The 15512-nt window shown below is 54.2% G+C and carries 13 protein-coding genes; 4 read left to right on the top strand and 9 right to left on the bottom strand.

From position 1 onward, the window contains the following. Window positions 1–34 precede the first annotated feature (34 nt). Both F556_RS0119345 and F556_RS0119340 read left to right on the top strand, forming a co-directional pair. Window positions 35–580, top strand: coding sequence for an RNA polymerase sigma factor (locus tag F556_RS0119345; RefSeq protein WP_020618646.1), 546 nt, complete (start codon window positions 35–37; stop codon window positions 578–580). 141 nt (window positions 581–721) lie between these two features. Beyond that, window positions 722–1291 (top strand): DEAD/DEAH box helicase family protein, encoded by a 570-nt coding sequence (locus F556_RS0119340; protein WP_245583096.1) that lies wholly within the window; start codon window positions 722–724, stop codon window positions 1289–1291. Window positions 1292–1858: 567 nt separating this feature from the next. On the opposite strand, the gene F556_RS0119330 is transcribed toward F556_RS0119340, so the two are convergent. From F556_RS0119330 to F556_RS0119290, 9 genes are all read right to left on the bottom strand, one after another. Next, the gene (locus tag F556_RS0119330) at window positions 1859–5539 is read right to left on the bottom strand and encodes a phosphodiester glycosidase family protein (RefSeq protein ID WP_020618643.1); all 3681 of its coding nucleotides are present in this window, start codon (window positions 5537–5539) and stop codon (window positions 1859–1861) included. A 277-nt stretch (window positions 5540–5816) separates the two neighbouring features. After that, complete coding sequence (locus tag F556_RS34545) at window positions 5817–6578, bottom strand: GntR family transcriptional regulator (protein ID WP_020618642.1); 762 nt, start codon at window positions 6576–6578, stop codon at window positions 5817–5819. Between the two features lie 116 nt (window positions 6579–6694). Beyond that, on the bottom strand, window positions 6695–7216 hold the full coding sequence (locus F556_RS34540) for an MgtC/SapB family protein (protein ID WP_020618641.1): 522 nt from the start codon (window positions 7214–7216) through the stop codon (window positions 6695–6697). An 11-nt stretch (window positions 7217–7227) separates the two neighbouring features. Next, a complete protein-coding gene (locus F556_RS0119315; RefSeq protein ID WP_157272839.1) occupies window positions 7228–9153 on the bottom strand; it encodes a CehA/McbA family metallohydrolase in 1926 nt (641 codons plus the stop codon). 28 nt (window positions 9154–9181) lie between these two features. Continuing rightward, window positions 9182–10078: a carbohydrate ABC transporter permease gene (locus tag F556_RS0119310; RefSeq protein ID WP_020618639.1), complete on the bottom strand. Its 897-nt coding sequence runs from the start codon at window positions 10076–10078 to the stop codon at window positions 9182–9184. A gap of 16 nt (window positions 10079–10094) precedes the next feature. Then, window positions 10095–11030 carry an ABC transporter permease gene (locus F556_RS0119305; RefSeq protein WP_020618638.1) on the bottom strand — a complete coding sequence of 312 codons (936 nt, stop codon included), beginning with the start codon at window positions 11028–11030 and terminating at the stop codon, window positions 10095–10097. Window positions 11031–11041: 11 nt separating this feature from the next. Beyond that, on the bottom strand, window positions 11042–12682 hold the full coding sequence (locus F556_RS0119300) for an extracellular solute-binding protein (RefSeq protein ID WP_020618637.1): 1641 nt from the start codon (window positions 12680–12682) through the stop codon (window positions 11042–11044). Between the two features lie 94 nt (window positions 12683–12776). Continuing rightward, a complete protein-coding gene (locus tag F556_RS36425; protein WP_020618636.1) occupies window positions 12777–13547 on the bottom strand; it encodes a GntR family transcriptional regulator in 771 nt (256 codons plus the stop codon). A gap of 301 nt (window positions 13548–13848) precedes the next feature. Then, window positions 13849–14172, bottom strand: a complete 324-nt coding sequence (locus F556_RS0119290; RefSeq protein ID WP_020618635.1) for a hypothetical protein — start codon at window positions 14170–14172, stop codon at window positions 13849–13851. A 77-nt stretch (window positions 14173–14249) separates the two neighbouring features. On the opposite strand from F556_RS0119290, the gene F556_RS34530 reads away from it, so the two are divergent. Together F556_RS34530 and F556_RS0119280 are read left to right on the top strand one after the other, a co-directional pair. Continuing rightward, window positions 14250–14564: a helix-turn-helix domain-containing protein gene (locus F556_RS34530; RefSeq protein WP_020618634.1), complete on the top strand. Its 315-nt coding sequence runs from the start codon at window positions 14250–14252 to the stop codon at window positions 14562–14564. Window positions 14565–14569: 5 nt separating this feature from the next. Continuing rightward, window positions 14570–15502 carry an IS3 family transposase gene (locus tag F556_RS0119280; protein WP_083938054.1) on the top strand — a complete coding sequence of 311 codons (933 nt, stop codon included), beginning with the start codon at window positions 14570–14572 and terminating at the stop codon, window positions 15500–15502. Window positions 15503–15512: the final 10 nt, after the last annotated feature.

Raw genomic sequence — 15512 nt, 5'->3', positions numbered from 1 at the left:
TTCAACATAAAGTTGGGGAGGAGCGTGCCCATTAATGGAGAAGCAATGGTTTGATTTATTGCACAGGCCTTATGATGAATTGGAAAAAGACCAACAGGAAAGCATCTACAAAAAACACCGTACAATCGTTTACCAAGACTTATATGCTCTGCTTGCCGATCACGCACTCACTGAAGATTTAATTCACGAAAGTTTTTTAAAAGTCATACTAAAAGCACCTCATCTTCAATCCATTAAAAATATACCTGCTTGGATGAAGCGTGTTGCTTACACTACTGCAATTGACTTTATACGAAAGACTAACAGAGAAAAAGAACAGCTTGCCGCTATTGGTCCTCTCTATGAGAAATTCGAGAAAAATGTCGTCGAATCAGTCTTAGAAGAAAAGTGGAGACTAGAAGGGTTGCATGAGGCTCTCAAGGAACTCGGAACTACTAACCGCCAAGTACTTAATTTATTTTATGTAGAAGACAAGAGTTGTAAAGAAATCGGTGAAATCGTTAATATTACAGAAACTGCTACATATAAGCGACTGTCACGAGCTAGAGAGCATCTTCGAAAACTCATTACGAAAACGTGATCTAAATATTGGCTGAGTCTTTAAATAAAAGGAGCCGAATGGTAATATTAAGGAAAAGAGATGAGGAAATTTCATGGTAGACTTTAAGAAACTTAGGTCACGAAAAATTAAGCCAAAGTCAATCAATCCAACGGAAGTAGATTGCCCAAGCCGCTAGGGATTAATGATCTTTATAGTAGTCAAACGGAAATTCTTCAGGCATGGTTTGATCGCCGATCGGAACGCGACATTGTCCTTAAGTTGCATACAGGAGGTGGAAAAACGTTAGTTGGACTTCTGTTGGCTCAATCGACATTAAATGAAACTGGTGAGCCAGTACTTTATCTAACACCAACTACTCAACTCGTTCAACAAACACTTGAGAAAGCTGTAGAATATGGGATTCCCGCTGTTCCGTACACAAAAGGGCAACCTCTAGACGATGAGTTTATTAATGGGAATGCTATCATGGTGGGAACATGTAAAGCCTTATTTAATGGCATAAGGAAGTTTGGTATCCGTGGAGAATTAAACCCACAAAAGTTATCAGCAATTATTCTTGATGATGCACACGCTGCGTTTTCGGTTGTTCGTGAATCTTTTACCCTTGAAATTTTATCTACTAACAATCACAAGCGTTATGAAGCACTTGCTGATATTTTTCGCAAATCTTTCAAAGAAATTGATAAACTCGGAACACTTAGCGATCGGGTTTTGAATGTGAATTTTTAAAGCCTCAGGGTCTTCTTTAGACTTCTTTAATGGTATTTAAATTCCGAGCTTCTCTTTAGCTTCTTCTTCCTTAACTTAGCTATTGCTGCTAATATCCATTTAGTTATGGCTCCCTCTGCATCTGTTCAACCACTTTTGTTAGCAGACTTAATTCATCTCTAAGCAATTCCGATTGTTCTTCACTTTCACGAACGAATTTCAAAAACGTATAACCGATACTAGTTAATATAAGTCCCGAAATAGGAAACGCTATTCTTTTTGCTATTATCGACATAAACACATGATCTGGTGTCGTTGATGAAAATGACCTCGGCATGTATTGCCACAAGCCAAAGATAAGTAGCAACACCCCGAATATGATCATGGAATAAGCAATTCGTTTTGTCAGCGTGTAATACAGGGACACCACCTCCAAAAGCGATCTGAATTTTGAGACACTCCATACAGTATTTAACTATTGCCGGCCCTAAAAGGCAAGCTCGATTAATTGTCGATATTTCGTCCAGCTCATTTGCATCTACCTATAGCAAAAAACGCCGGCCCGAAGGCCGGCGCTAAGCTGCGTAGTTACTCTGCTGGCTGGTCCACTACGACGAACAGCGAGGAGAAGACGCGCCGGGCCACGCCCGGCGTGTTCACCCCATCCACCCGATTAATCGGTGTGTTCTTCACCTCATATACACCGGAGATGGCATTGCGCGTGACGGCAGTCGACGAGCCGCCGCCATCCATGTTGATCGCCTCTTCTGCGCCCAGCTCTTTCATGTATAACCCCAACTCCTCGATGTAGAAGCCCACCGATCCATTGGCGCCCCGTCCGTCAATGACGACGAAGAAGACGGTCCCGTCATCCCGGATGCCTGCAGCGGTACGTGGATGGCGGTCCTTGTGGCGGTAGTAGGTCTCGTAGTCGAAGTCCGGATGATTCTCATCCGAGATGACCAGACCATTGAAGTCCTGGACCACGCCGTTCTGGACCATCCAGTATTGACCTCCCGAAGCTTGGAACAAGTCATCCTTCTCCCGTTCCCAATCATCACTGTAATTGCCAATGACAGGCGTGCCATCATCTCGGATGCCGAAGAACCCGTGGAACGGATAGTTCTTGCCATCGACACCCGGCACCCGTACACCGTTGATGATGTCCGAGCCGTCCTTGATCATGTAGCCTTCCGGCCCCTGCTCGGTGTAGAACTCGCCATTCACACCAGCGATCACCTCGCGACCCGGCAGAACGGTCGTCTCCATCTGCTCCGGGACTGTGCCGCGAATCGTATCCGATCCGTTCTCATCCTCGATGCGGATGTAGTTGCCATTCTCGTCGGTTGGCGGGACCTGATTGTTTTTGACGCCAACAATAATCTTGTTCTGGGGCAGCGTCAGATCGGCATCAATGATATTCGCCTTCTGCACATGCCCAACGCTGTCGATGAAATCCATCTGCCGGTGCGAGACACCCGCCGAGAGGGTCTGACTCTCGTCGCGGAACACGCGATAGAGGATGGGATGCGGCTCCTGCTCCGGCACGGGCGAGAATCCCTGAAGCACAGGACGCTGCGTCTGGGGCTGCATCTGCCAGATACGGTCGAAGTCCCAGCCAAGTGTCCCTTCATACGTCGATTGCAGTGCAAGAACCTGATCCGTAACAGACTGGCCTTGCCGGTTGGTCGCACTGCCGCCGGTCACCTGCAGTCCCTGAACCAGCGCATTCTCCGAAGCCCGGTTGCCCTCGAACACCGGCGTGCCATTCACGCGTCCGCTCACCCGGGCAATGTTGCTGCCGCCTCCGTTGTCGATGGTTCCGGCAAGTAGTGCATTGCGCCGGATCGTCGCTCCCGTGTAGGCGTAGGCAGTCAGTCCGCCTGTATTGTTAAGCTCCGAATATACATTCGGCTTGGCATAAGAGCTCTCCAGCAGCGAGCCGCTCTCGGCTACAGCCACCAGAGCGGCAGCTTCACCGCGTCCCTTGACGATCAGATCAGCGTAGCTATTCAAAATACGTCCATAGTTGTGGACCGCAATCCCTGCACTGCGGTAGCCGCCTGTGACCACGCCAGTAACGAAGCTCTCACGAATCGTGCCACGGTTGACCGTTGCGAACCCTGCGGCCCAATGCGAGGTCGCCCCATTACTGCCGACGATGGCCGTCTCCACCAGCCCAAGACGCTCAACCTGACCCGTCAACTCGACGACTAACGCCGAGGCGGGCCGATCTGCGCGGGCAATCGTCAGGAGACCTGTCACGGTATGACCGTTGCCATCCAGCGTGCCGCTGAAGAGCGGAATCGGCTCGAAGGCCTCGGTCATGACCAGATCTGCAGTCAGTCGGTAATCCCCTGCCGGATTGCTGCGAAGCAGCTCCAGATCCGCAACCGTGGCGATGACCACTGGAGCGCTCTCCGGCGTAGTCCGCAGTTGTGGCCGCGACAGTCCCGCGCTCCAGGTCCATGCCGCATACAGATCCCACCCCAGCTCCTGCTCATAGAGGGCGGGCCGTTGCAGAGCATTCACACTGACAGTCAATCCCTGCGGATCCGTCAGGCCGCCACCACTCACCGCGCTCCCCTGCACCAGTGCCTGCTGCGAGGCCCGGTTGTTCTGCAGGGTCGGGATACCGTTCATCCGTCCAACGACCCGGCCAATATTGCTGCCTCCGGCGTTGTCGATTGTTCCACCAAGCACGGCATTGTCACGAATCACCGCTCCCGCATAGGCATAGCCTGTCAACCCGCCCGTGTTGTTCTGCACCGAACGGACATCCGGCACAACATACGAGCCACTTAGTAGCGAGCCCGGCTCCGATACCGCCACCAGGCCGCCTGCCTCCACCTCTGCGCGGACCTGTACATCCGTATAGACATCGCGGACAGTGCCGTAATTGGTAACCACCATGCCGGCACTCCGGTAACCGCCTGTTACCTCGCCAGTGACGAAGCTCTCGCGGATCACCCCATGATTCGCAGCCACCAGGCCTCCAGCCCAGTAGGTCGAGTTGGTGTTCAGTCCCGTAATGTCCACATCGACAACGCCGAGCCGCTCAATGACACCCTCATGGTCGACAATCAGTGCCGCACGGGGCCGAGCCGTAGTTGCCGTTACTTGCAACCCGCTAATGCGGTGGCCGTCACCGTCCAGCGTTCCACTGAACACGGGAATGGGGGTAAAAGCCCCCGTCAACGCAATATCAGCTGTCAACACATAATCGCCAGCCGGATTAGTCCGAAGCAGCTCCAGTTGTGCTGCTGTAGCAATCGGTGTCGGTGCAGCTTCTTGCACACCCCGCAGCTGTGGCCGTGCCAAGGCAGCACTCCATTGCCATGAGGTGGAGAAGCTCCAGCCCAGGCTGTTCACATACACCTCAGGACGACCCAAGTCAGCAGCTGCCGTCGTGAGGCCTTGTGAATCCGAGAGCCCGCCGCCGCTCACCGGACTTCCCTGCACCAGTGTCTGCTGCGAGGCCCGGTTATTCTGAAGCGTCGGCGTCCCGTTGACTCGGCCTACGATACGGCCAATGTTGCTGCCGCCGCCGTTATCAATGGTTCCGACAAGCACCGCGTTATCGCGGATAATGGCGCCGCTATAGGCGTAAGCGGCGATACCGCCGGTATTGTTCTCCTGCGAATACACGTCTGGCAGCACATAGGACTGCTCCAGCAGCGAGCCCGGCTCGGCTACTGCAACCAAGCCGCCGCTCTCCACTCGCGCACTCACTTCCACATCGGCATAGACATGGCGAATCACGCCGTAGTTCGTAACGGCGACGCCAGCGCTGCGATAGCCGCCTGTCACGGTGCCGGTGACATAGCTCTCGCGGATCTCGCCGCGGTTGGTCGCGACGATGCCGCCAGCCCAGTAGGTGGAGTCCGTCGAGAGACCGGTAACCGCTACCGACTCGAAGGCAACCCGCTCAATCCGTCCATGATTGACAACGATGAACGCCGCCTTGGGCTGAGCAGCGGTAGCAGTAATGGACAATCCACTGATGCTGTGACCGTCGCCATCCAGCGTGCCTGTGAATTCGGGAATCGGTGTGAATACGCCACTCAAAACAATATCCGAGGTCAGCCGGAAGTCGCCGTCCGGCTGCGCGCGGATCAGCTCCAGATCGGCAACGCTCTGGATTGCCGTTGCCCCGGACACGGAGACGGCATGCACCGACTGCAGGGGATAGGACGGTACACCAAGGACCAGGGACAGTACAAGAGCAAGGGAGAGCGTAAGCTGAAGCCAACGTTTTCTAAGATTCAAGATAAAGCCTCCTTTGAATTGGGCATGACGAAACAAGGCCTCGGCGGGTATGCATTCCGGGCTTCCTAAAAATCTGCCAAGACGGTTGCTGGTCAAACCTTAATTAGACAGAATATTCAGACTTATTAAGCCGTTATCCTTACCTCGTTCGGCATCCCCTCCCTTCCGGCAGTGGTTTCTCCCAAATCCTCGGCCTGGTCGAATCACGGCGGGCGCTTGACACCCCCGCCACAGAATCGACTGCCTTGCGACTTCTATCCCCGAGCAGCCCTTGCCCTTACTTCGAACCGTAAGCTGCACTTTCATACGGCTTTTTGCGAAGCCGTTGTTTGTATTTGTACTTGTAGGTTTCACTGCGCACGTAGCTCTCGCAATACTCGATGCAGCGGTCCTTTGCGGTTGTGACGCGCCGCAGGTAGAGGACGGCCGCTTTCTTTTTCAACTTAAGCAAGGCCGCAATCTCATCGGAGCAATTGACCGCCTCCACCTCGACCTCTGCCTCTTCGGCCATCAGGCCCGAGCAGCGGTAGATGGTGAAGTACAACCCTTCCTGCTCGATTTGCGCTTCGGTCGCATCCATCATCAGCGCGCTCGGCGTGTAGGCCCGCTCCCAGGCAAACAACTCGCCTCCGATGAAGCGCAGCCGGGTCACCTCGCACACCTCATCTGAACTGCTCAGTCCCAAGACCGCCTGCACAGGCCCGGGCGCGCTAATTCTGCGAAAGCTCAGCATTTGAAAATGGGAATCCAGCCCTTCCTTCTCAATCTCCTGGGAGAGACTGTATGAGCTTGTCAGCTCATGCTCGAACTTAGGCAGGGCCACAAAGGTCCCCTTGCCCTGCTTGCGCGTCAAATAGCCCTCCTGTACCAGCGTTTTTAATACTTCACGGACCGTAATCCGGCTGACGCCATATTCCGCACACAGCTCCCGCTCACTGGGAATTTGGGTTCCCGGTGTCCAGACCCGGCCCTCGATCTTCTCCAGAAGCTTGCCTCGCAGCTGAAACTGCAGCGTCACCGGCAAGGTATCGTCCAGCACGTCGTTTCCTCCTTCAACAGCACGAGCCATAGGAAATGACACATGCCTCTATCAACTGGTCATAACGTTATAATATAGCCAGTCGATTGTCAATCACATGAAGGAAACCTGACGCCTTATTTGCTGGCATCCAATTCTGAACGTCGCGTGTGCAGCGCCACATGCTTGCGATAGCGCCGTTTTTCGATCCGGTTGGCGACCCGGGCCAGCGTCATGCACAGCACAACAGCAAACACCACAACGCCATAAAAGCCTGCCCCAATCCCAATACCAATGCCTCCAACAAAAAGGATCATCGCAGCCGACGTTAGACCCTTGACCTGCAAGCCATCCTTGAGGATCACACCCGCCCCCAGAAACCCGAGCCCTGTCACGATCTGGGCGGCAAGCCGCATCGGGTCCATCATCGTATTGGCGTACACGCCGCTCAGCTTGCCGACGCTGTAGATCGAGATGACCGTGATGAGCGCACTGGCTACGCAGACGAACATGTAGGTTTTCAGCCCTGCCGGCTTGCTCTTGGCCTCCCGATCCCACCCGATGACGAAGCCGCAGAACGCGCTCAACGTAATTCGCAGATAGACTTCACCGTACTGCATGAGATGCGCGAGCAGCTGTTCACCGATCCAACCCATCATGCCTCAGCTCCTTAATCTTCGAACCAGACCGGCGCGGTGGCCGCGAATTCGCCATCCTCCTGATAGAGCTTGACGAAGCAGTAGCGGTCAGGCCAGCTTATCGTTAACTGGCAATGCAGTTCATCACTGTCGTGGTCTGCAGCATGCAGTACCTGACCTTGCTCACCAATCAGCTCCATGCGAACGATACGATGGCCGGTTGGCAAACTGTAGAGCGCATGAACCTCGATATCGGCCGTCTCCGTACGCGGAATTCTTGATCCCATAATCGCGCCGTTGATTCTGAACCACACGCTAAGGTGCAGCGCCGAGGTGAAGTAGGCCCGCTGATGACGAACGGCATCATAGAAGTCGGCAGTTGTCAGGCGATCAACCAGAATGCCGGTGCGCAGCGTATTCTGTGTTCCCCACTGTCCGTGATGATTGTCCTGGCTGCCGACAGGGGCTACATGCCAGCCCTTATCGAGCGCCATCACATAGTAGTACAGGCCGCCGAGCTCCTTGGATTCGATCGGATTAATCTCGATCATATGCATCACTTCATCGAGCTCCGGATCATACGGGTCGAATCCGTCCAGGTGACGGTTGCCGCAGGACCACGGATGGTTCCACTGTTGAATCGAATCCGGATATTGCTTGATTGTATGATAATAATGAGCGATGTCATTATATTTGATTTCATAAGCATTAATGAAGCAATCCATATTATACGTGTTCATGTGGCCAAACTGGTTGTACCATGTCGTCTCGGCGCCATAGAGCGCCAGAAAAGCATCCTCCTCGGTCTTGCGCGCTGCCGTCCGCTGGATATCCACCCATTTGCGGCTGCGGGCCCAATCCAGATCGTGATCATACAGATTGCTGTGCTCGGTAATCGCCAGAAAATCCAGCCCCGCCGTATAGCGGGCATAATCATAGGCCTCATCGGGCGTACCGATTCCATCCGAGAGACCGGTGTGACTGTGCAGATTGCCAAAATAAATCCGGTACTCGCCAGCCGGTTCCGGCAAGGCCTCCGCCCGCGGCTGGGGCTGGGGCAGCGCCGTTCCCTTGGCAAACGCCAGCCAGTGAATAAGCAGCTCCTGTCCCGGCGCGACATCGCGCAAGACAAGATAGATATCCCGCACACCGCTTAGCTGCTCCGGCTCTGCAGCTGTCAGCTGGCCCGCCAGATTGGACCAGCGCTTCCACTGCTTGAACAGGATCAGCTCGCCCACGCATTCCCCATCCAGGTGATCCAGTCGGACCTCCAGCACTACCTGCTTGGATTTGTCCAGATCGGCGAAGCCGAACATTCCGCGCAGCTGATCCACGCCGATATCCGACAGATCGACATTGCGGTAGAGCAGCCAGCTTCCTTCTGTACCGCTACGCAGGGCAGCATAGGTCGTGCCCGGCTCCACATCATCGGCTTCAAAGCGCGCAAAGCCGGACGCTTCGTCGTAATCGGCAGCAGCGAACTTGCGCGGCGCGCGGCGGTCAATGACCGGTTGACGACTGGACAACTGCCGCCCGTAGGCTTCCAGGTCATAGATTCTCACCGTCTCCCCGGACGAGCAATAAGTCAAGGTCACCCGCACATAACGCCCTTCCAGATCCACAGGATAGCTCAGTCCGCCAGGAGCCGGCGCTGCCGTCTCGGTATGCTCTGCTGCCAGAGACCAGTTTAGATCATCGTCACTTACTTCAATGAAATATCGGGTATAGCTCTCCATCTCGCCCTGCGCCTCAGTCCGGAGGAAGATCCTCTCGATATGGCACGGCCCGCCCAGATCCATCTTCCACCATTTATAGTAGGGGGCTCCGGCCCAGCATGTGTCCGATTGTCCGTCTACAGCCAGTTGCGCCTCATGGCCCGCCACTGTGTCCTCCGCCCACGCCCGCTTGCCGCGGCTGAGCAGCTCCGTCTGTTCCGCTTCCTGTTGTATGCCTTCCATCAGCACTCTCCCGTTCTCCTAAGTTTGATTAACCTTTGACTGCGCCAATCATGACGCCTTTGACAAAATGCTTCTGCACGAGCGGGTAAACCAGCAGCATCGGCAAACTGGAGACCACAATAATCGCGTACCGCATGCTTTCGACGAGCAGCAGCTGCTCCACGATACTCTCGCCGCTGCCGCCGGCCATGGCCCCCATATCCTCCTGAATTAACAGACTCCGGATGACCATCTGCAGCGGCTGTCGCCAGGAATCGTTCAGATAAATAAGTGCCGTAAAATACGAATTCCAGTGCGCTACCCCGTAATACATCGCCATGACGGCGAGAATCGGCTTGGAGAGCGGCAGGATGATCGTCACCAGCGTCCGTACATTGCTACAGCCGTCCATGAAGGCGGCTTCCTGCAGCTCATAGGGGATCGAGGTCTGAAAATAGGTCCGCATAATAATCAGATTCCAGATGCTCACCGCCGCCGGAATGACCATCACCCACAGATTGTTGTACAGACCCAGCATATTTTTGTACACCAGGTACGTGGGGATGAGCCCGCCGTTGAACAGCATGGTGAAGGTGAAAAGAAGGGTCAACACATAACGTCCTCTAAAATCCTTGCGCGAGAGCGCATAGGCCCCCATCGTCGTCATCACCAGGTTGATGGATGTGCCGACCACCAGATAAATAATCGAGTTGCGATAGCCTGTCAGAATATCTGGATTTTGCAATACCCGCTCATAGGCGCCAAAGGTAATGTCCTTGGGCCATAGCCACAGCTCGCCCCGCGCAATCGCCAGCGGATCACTGATGGAGGCGCTGACGATGTAGAGCAGCGGGTACAAGGTGCCGAGCATAACCACGCTCAGAATCGTATAGATGACGGCATCATAGATGCGGTCGCCGACACTTGTTGCTTTTGTATGTTCCATTAATTAGCTTCCTCCATCACCACAGACTCGTGCCGCTGATCCGCTTCGCTGCGGCGTTGACGATGATGATCAGTACGAAATTGATCACCGAGTTGAACAGACCGACCGCTGCCGAGAAGCTGAATTGCGAGCCCAGCAGGCCAATCTCATACACATACGTAGAGATGACCGTCGAGGCGGAACGGTTCAGGTCATTTTGCATCAGATAAATCTTCTCGAAGCCGATATCCATCATCGAGCCGAACTGGAAGATCAGCATGATAATCGCCGTCGGAATCAGGCACGGAATCGCAATATGGATCAGTCGCTGCAGCTTGGTCGCGCCATCAATCATGGCCGCCTCGTACAACGATTTGTCGATACCCGCCAGCACTGCAATATACAGGACGGAGGCGAAGCCCATGTTCTGCCAGATATCCGAGAACACATAGATGGACTTGAACATGCCGGGTTCCGTCATGAAATAAATCGGGTCGCCGCCGAACAAACGAATGACATTGTTGAACAGTCCCGTAGAAGGTGACAGGAAGGCCATCAGCATGCCAACCAGCACAACCGTTGATAGAAAGTGGGGCATAAACGTGATGGATTGCACACTTTTCTTGAACCACTTGCTCTGGACCTCGTTCACCAGCAGGGCGAATAGGATCGGAATCGGAAAGGCAACGGCGATCTGGTACAGGCTGATGCCAATCGTGTTCTTGATTAGCGTCCAGAACTGATAATTATTGAAAAAACGAATAAAGTGCTTGAAGCCGACCCAGTCGCTGCCCCAGATACCCTTGGCTGCGGAGAAATCCTTGAAGGCAATCTGGATGCCGTACATCGGCAGATATTTAATAAGAAGAAAGTAGAGAACAACCGGCAGAATGAGCAGATAGAGATCCCAGTTCTTGCGGAATGAGCGGGGCAGCAGCCTGCGCTGCTGACCCGTCTCCTGGCTTGATGTCATATCAACACTCCTTATTCCTGGTAGCGCGCGTAACCCGCCTCATAAATTTCCTTCAACCGGTCCAGCCCCATACGCTCCAACTGCGTCACATAATTGCTGAACTCTGCCAGCGAAGCCTTGCCTTGGACGAACTCGGCCGTACGCTGTGTCACCAGGGCATTAATATCGGCCTCCAACGCCACTTTCTCGGCAGCCTCCTCGGTGGTAAAGCTGAACGGTGCCCACAGCTCATCCGGCAGATACGGGGCCAGATTCTCGGCAGCCGCCTTCGCGGAGGGCTGCGTCTCGCCGCCCTTGAAGTAATCCTCCATAATCAGAGTCGGAATGGAGCCGCCAGCATATGGAACATACTGCGAGACCACCTGGTCGAAGGAAGAGCCCTCGGGAATGTTCTCTACAATCTCCGGCAGGAAATCATAGTTGCCATCGGCATCCTGGGCATACGTCTCGCCCTCGATCCCCAGATAGAGCATGCGAATGCCTTCATCGCTGTAGAAATAATCAATCCAGCGCATCGAGGCTTCCGGGTGCGGGTTGGACTTGCTGATCATGAACGCTCCGCGTGCGCCGAGATGACCGCGAGCACTCGTATACAGCTGGTCGCCATGCGGACCGGTAAGAGCCGTCTCCAGACCGACGAAGCTGTCGGCATTGGAGTTGGCACGGCCGACGACATTGCCGAAGGAGAAGCTGCCGATCCGGTTCTGCTCATTCTTGGCCAATACATCGGTACCGGTGGTAGTAAAGACCTCCTGGTCAATCAGCTTCTCGGTATACAGCTTGTTCACGAAGGTCAGCAGCTCCAGATAGCGTTCGCTGGCAGGGAAGAAGCGCAGCTCGCCGGAGTCCGGGTCGATATCCCAGTTGTTATTGCCAATCCCCTTGTTGCCCAGACCGTAAGCTCCGCGCAGGACGAGCAGGAGCTCATCCAGCGAATCGGCAGCCATCGGAATCTCATCCTGCTGGCCATTGCCGTTCGGGTCGCCATCGCGGAACGCTACCAGCACCTCGTAGAGCTCGTCAATGGTGGTCGGCATCTGCTGGCCTGTACTCGCCAGCCAATCCTGATTCAAGAACAGCTTGCGCGTAATCTCGATACTTGGCGAATCGGTCAGATTCGGCATGGCATAGATGCTGCCATCGGCAGTTGCGACGCCTTTGCGCACATCTTCATACTTCTCCATGATGGCCTTGAAGTTGGGCGCATATTGGTCAATCAGCTCATTGAGACGCAGGAATGAACCCTCCACGCCATATTTGTCTACATCATTGTCCGGCATCCTCGTCCGGTAGAAAATATCCGGCAGTTGATCACTGGCGAGGGCAAGATTGCGCTTCTCGGTAATGTCGGCGGCTGTGTACGCCTCCCAGTCGATACGGACGCCCGTCATTTCCTCGTACTTCTGCCAGATCAGGATGTCGTTCCAGTCCGTCGGCTGGACCGGACTCAGCTGGACCATCGCACGCAGGGTTACCGGCTCGTTGACGATAGGAAATCCAGTCGCGTTGACGGCTTCCACCGTCTCACTGTTCTCCCCGTTGCCTGGGGGCGGGTTCTCGGACGAGCCCGGGGATCCCTCATTGCCGCTGCAGGCGGACAGGATCGTGCCGGTTAACAGGACGAACGCTAGGATGGAACTAACTTTTCTCAAAAGAATACCCTCCTTGAATGATCAAGCTTAGTATATGGAAACCATAACCCGCTTTAAGAGCGGACTGTGGTTGTGCCAGCGGGCCTCAGCTAAGCTACATACCGTCCAGCTGCAAGGCGTTCTGCTCTTGGAAGGCTTTTTTGCGCAGCACTTGTTTGTACTTGTACCGATATTTCTCGCTGCGCACATAGCTCTCGCAATACTCCACGCTGCGCCCCTGCGCCTTGGTAATACGCGTCAGATGGAGCACGGCTGTTTTCTTCTTGATGCCCAGCTGGGGAGCAATCTCGGAAGGGCAATTCACCGCCTCCGTTTCCACATCTGCCGTCTCGGCAATCAGTCCGGAGATCCGGTACATCGTCGGGTATAACCCCTCCCGCTGGAGCTCTTCCACCGTACTGCCCTCCAGCAGCTCGCATGGCGTGTAGGATCTCTCCCAGGCAAACCGTTCATCACCGATGAAGCGAAGACGGGTGATCATATAGACTTGGTCTCCTTCGCTTAGGCCGAATACCTCTTGTACGTCCTCCGGAGCTGTCACTTGCCGGAAGTCGAGCACTTCAAAGCGGGACTCGAGTCCCTCGCGCTCCAGCTCCTGCGAGAGGCTGTAGGAGCTCGTCAGCTCGTGCTCGAATTTCGGCAGGGCCACATAAGTTCCGCTGCCCTGTCTGCGTACAAGCACACCTTCCTGAACCAGTGCCCGCAGCACCTCCCGCACCGTCATCCGGCTCACCCCGTATGCTTCGCATAACTCGCGCTCACTGGCAATCTGCGAGCCCGGCGGCCAGTATTTTTGTTCAATTTTGTCCATCAGCCTGCTCCGCAGCTGGTACTGCAGCGTTACAGGCAAGGTCTCATCCAGCACTTCAGCGCCTCCAAACCGTTCATTGGTACGTTGTACAAATGGTGTAGGTATTTGTCGAATGGATATAACCAATTCCCGTTCAACTGGTTATAACATTATATCAAAATAACAACTCTGTCAATCGGTTTTACAAAAGAAATACAAACTTCATAGCAGGTAAGTTAACATGGCTAGTTAAGCTATTGTAAATCGCTTACTTGGACAGTGTTAAGAGCGTAGATGAGTCTGGTGCAAAGGGGAACATTGTGAGGTACAGCGGCTGATTAGATGGTTTCCGAGCAAATAGAGGAACATTGGTGTGTTACAGCCACGGATCAGCGGGTGTGTTACAGCGGCGGATCAGCGGGTTGCCACGCAAATAGAGGAACATTGGTGCGTTACAGTTGGCGATTAACGGGTTGCTGAGCAAATAGAGGAACATTGGTGGGTTACAGCGGCTGACCAGCGGGGTGCCAAGCAAATAGAGGAACATTGGTGCGTTACAGCAGCTGATCAGCGGGTTGCTGAGCAAATAAAGGAACATTGGTGGGTTACAGCGGCTGACCAGCGGGGTGCCAGGCAAATAGAGGAACATTCGTGCGTTACAGCAGCTGATCAGCGGGTTGCTGAGCAAATAGAGGAACAAACTCCACAGCCCCCTAAATAGGTTGGAGTCCTCCTCCACAAAAATGTAGACTAAAGTAGAGAAGGAGGAGGAACGGAATGGGACACTTAACGGGAACAAGAGAGAAGGCAGCGCAAGAGGTGTTGTCTGGCATTAAGGCAGCGGTGGTTGCCCGAAAATATGGGGTGACTCCGTCGACGGTGAATCAGTGGGTGCGAGATTACCGAGGGGCCCACGGGGAACAAGATCATCCGTATCCCCAGGATCAGGTGGAGGAACGGAAGCGCCTGCTGGAGGTCGAGCAGAAATATGAGAAGGCCGTCAAGATGCTCGGTGAAAAGGAGTTAGAGATTGAGATCCTCCGTGAACTGCTAAAAAAGCCAACCCCTGCTTATCCGAAAAAATTAAAATAGCCGACATGTTCATTAGGCAGGGGAATGCTGCAGCTTTCGTGCTGCGGATCATGGGGCTCGCACCGTCCACATATTACGACCGCAAGAAACGCAAGTCGCAGGTATCACAAGCTGTACCCAAGGGACGTGGGAGACCCGTCCCCGGGTACTCTCTGACCGAATCGGGAGAAAAGATTTGTGACGAACAAATTCAGGAATGGCTGCTGGAACTGGTCGCTGGAGAAGAGCACGTGTATGGGTACAAACTGCTGGCCAAATGCTTGGGGAACCAATACGGGTTAACGCTCAATCACAAGAAGAGCTACCGGCTGTGTCAGGCGCTGGAAATCCTGCAGCCCAAGCGTCAGAAACGCTCCAAGCATCCCCGGAGACTACCCGAGAACCGACTCATTACCGGGCCGGGCCAACTCTGGCAGATGGACATCAAGTACGGTTACGTAGCGGGCCGGGATCGGCATTTCTTTGTCCTGAGCATTATCGATGTCTTTACCCGTGTCATTGTAGGCTACCACCGCGGATCGACTTGTGAGGCAAAACATGCCTGCCAGACGCTGGCCAGAGCCTTAGAGCAGCACATTGCTCCTGACAGCGACCGGCCTGTCATCCGAACGGACAACGGCCCTCAGTTCGTCAGTCACCTGTTTGGCGACATGTGTGAAGGCTGGACGATGATCCACGAACGCATTCCGCCGAAAACGCCGGATTTAAATGCGTTTATTGAATCATTCCACAGCAACCTGGAGCGAGACCTGTTTGGCAAGGAAGAATACGCAACGTTTGAAGACGCCTATGGGGCCGTAGACCGGTACATGGACTTCTACAACAACCGGCGCATGCACACCCGTCTTCGCAACATGCCGCCGGTTCGATTTTCGGAGTGGGTCATGAGCTTAGAGGAGCGGTCCGCCTTCTTCTGGCCGAGGAAAAAAGTGAAATAAAGAGCATGAC

The sequence above is a fragment of the Paenibacillus daejeonensis DSM 15491 genome, from assembly GCF_000378385.1.
Taxonomy (GTDB): domain Bacteria; phylum Bacillota; class Bacilli; order Paenibacillales; family Paenibacillaceae; genus Paenibacillus_D; species Paenibacillus_D daejeonensis.
This window is presented reverse-complemented; position numbering and strand designations above follow the sequence as displayed.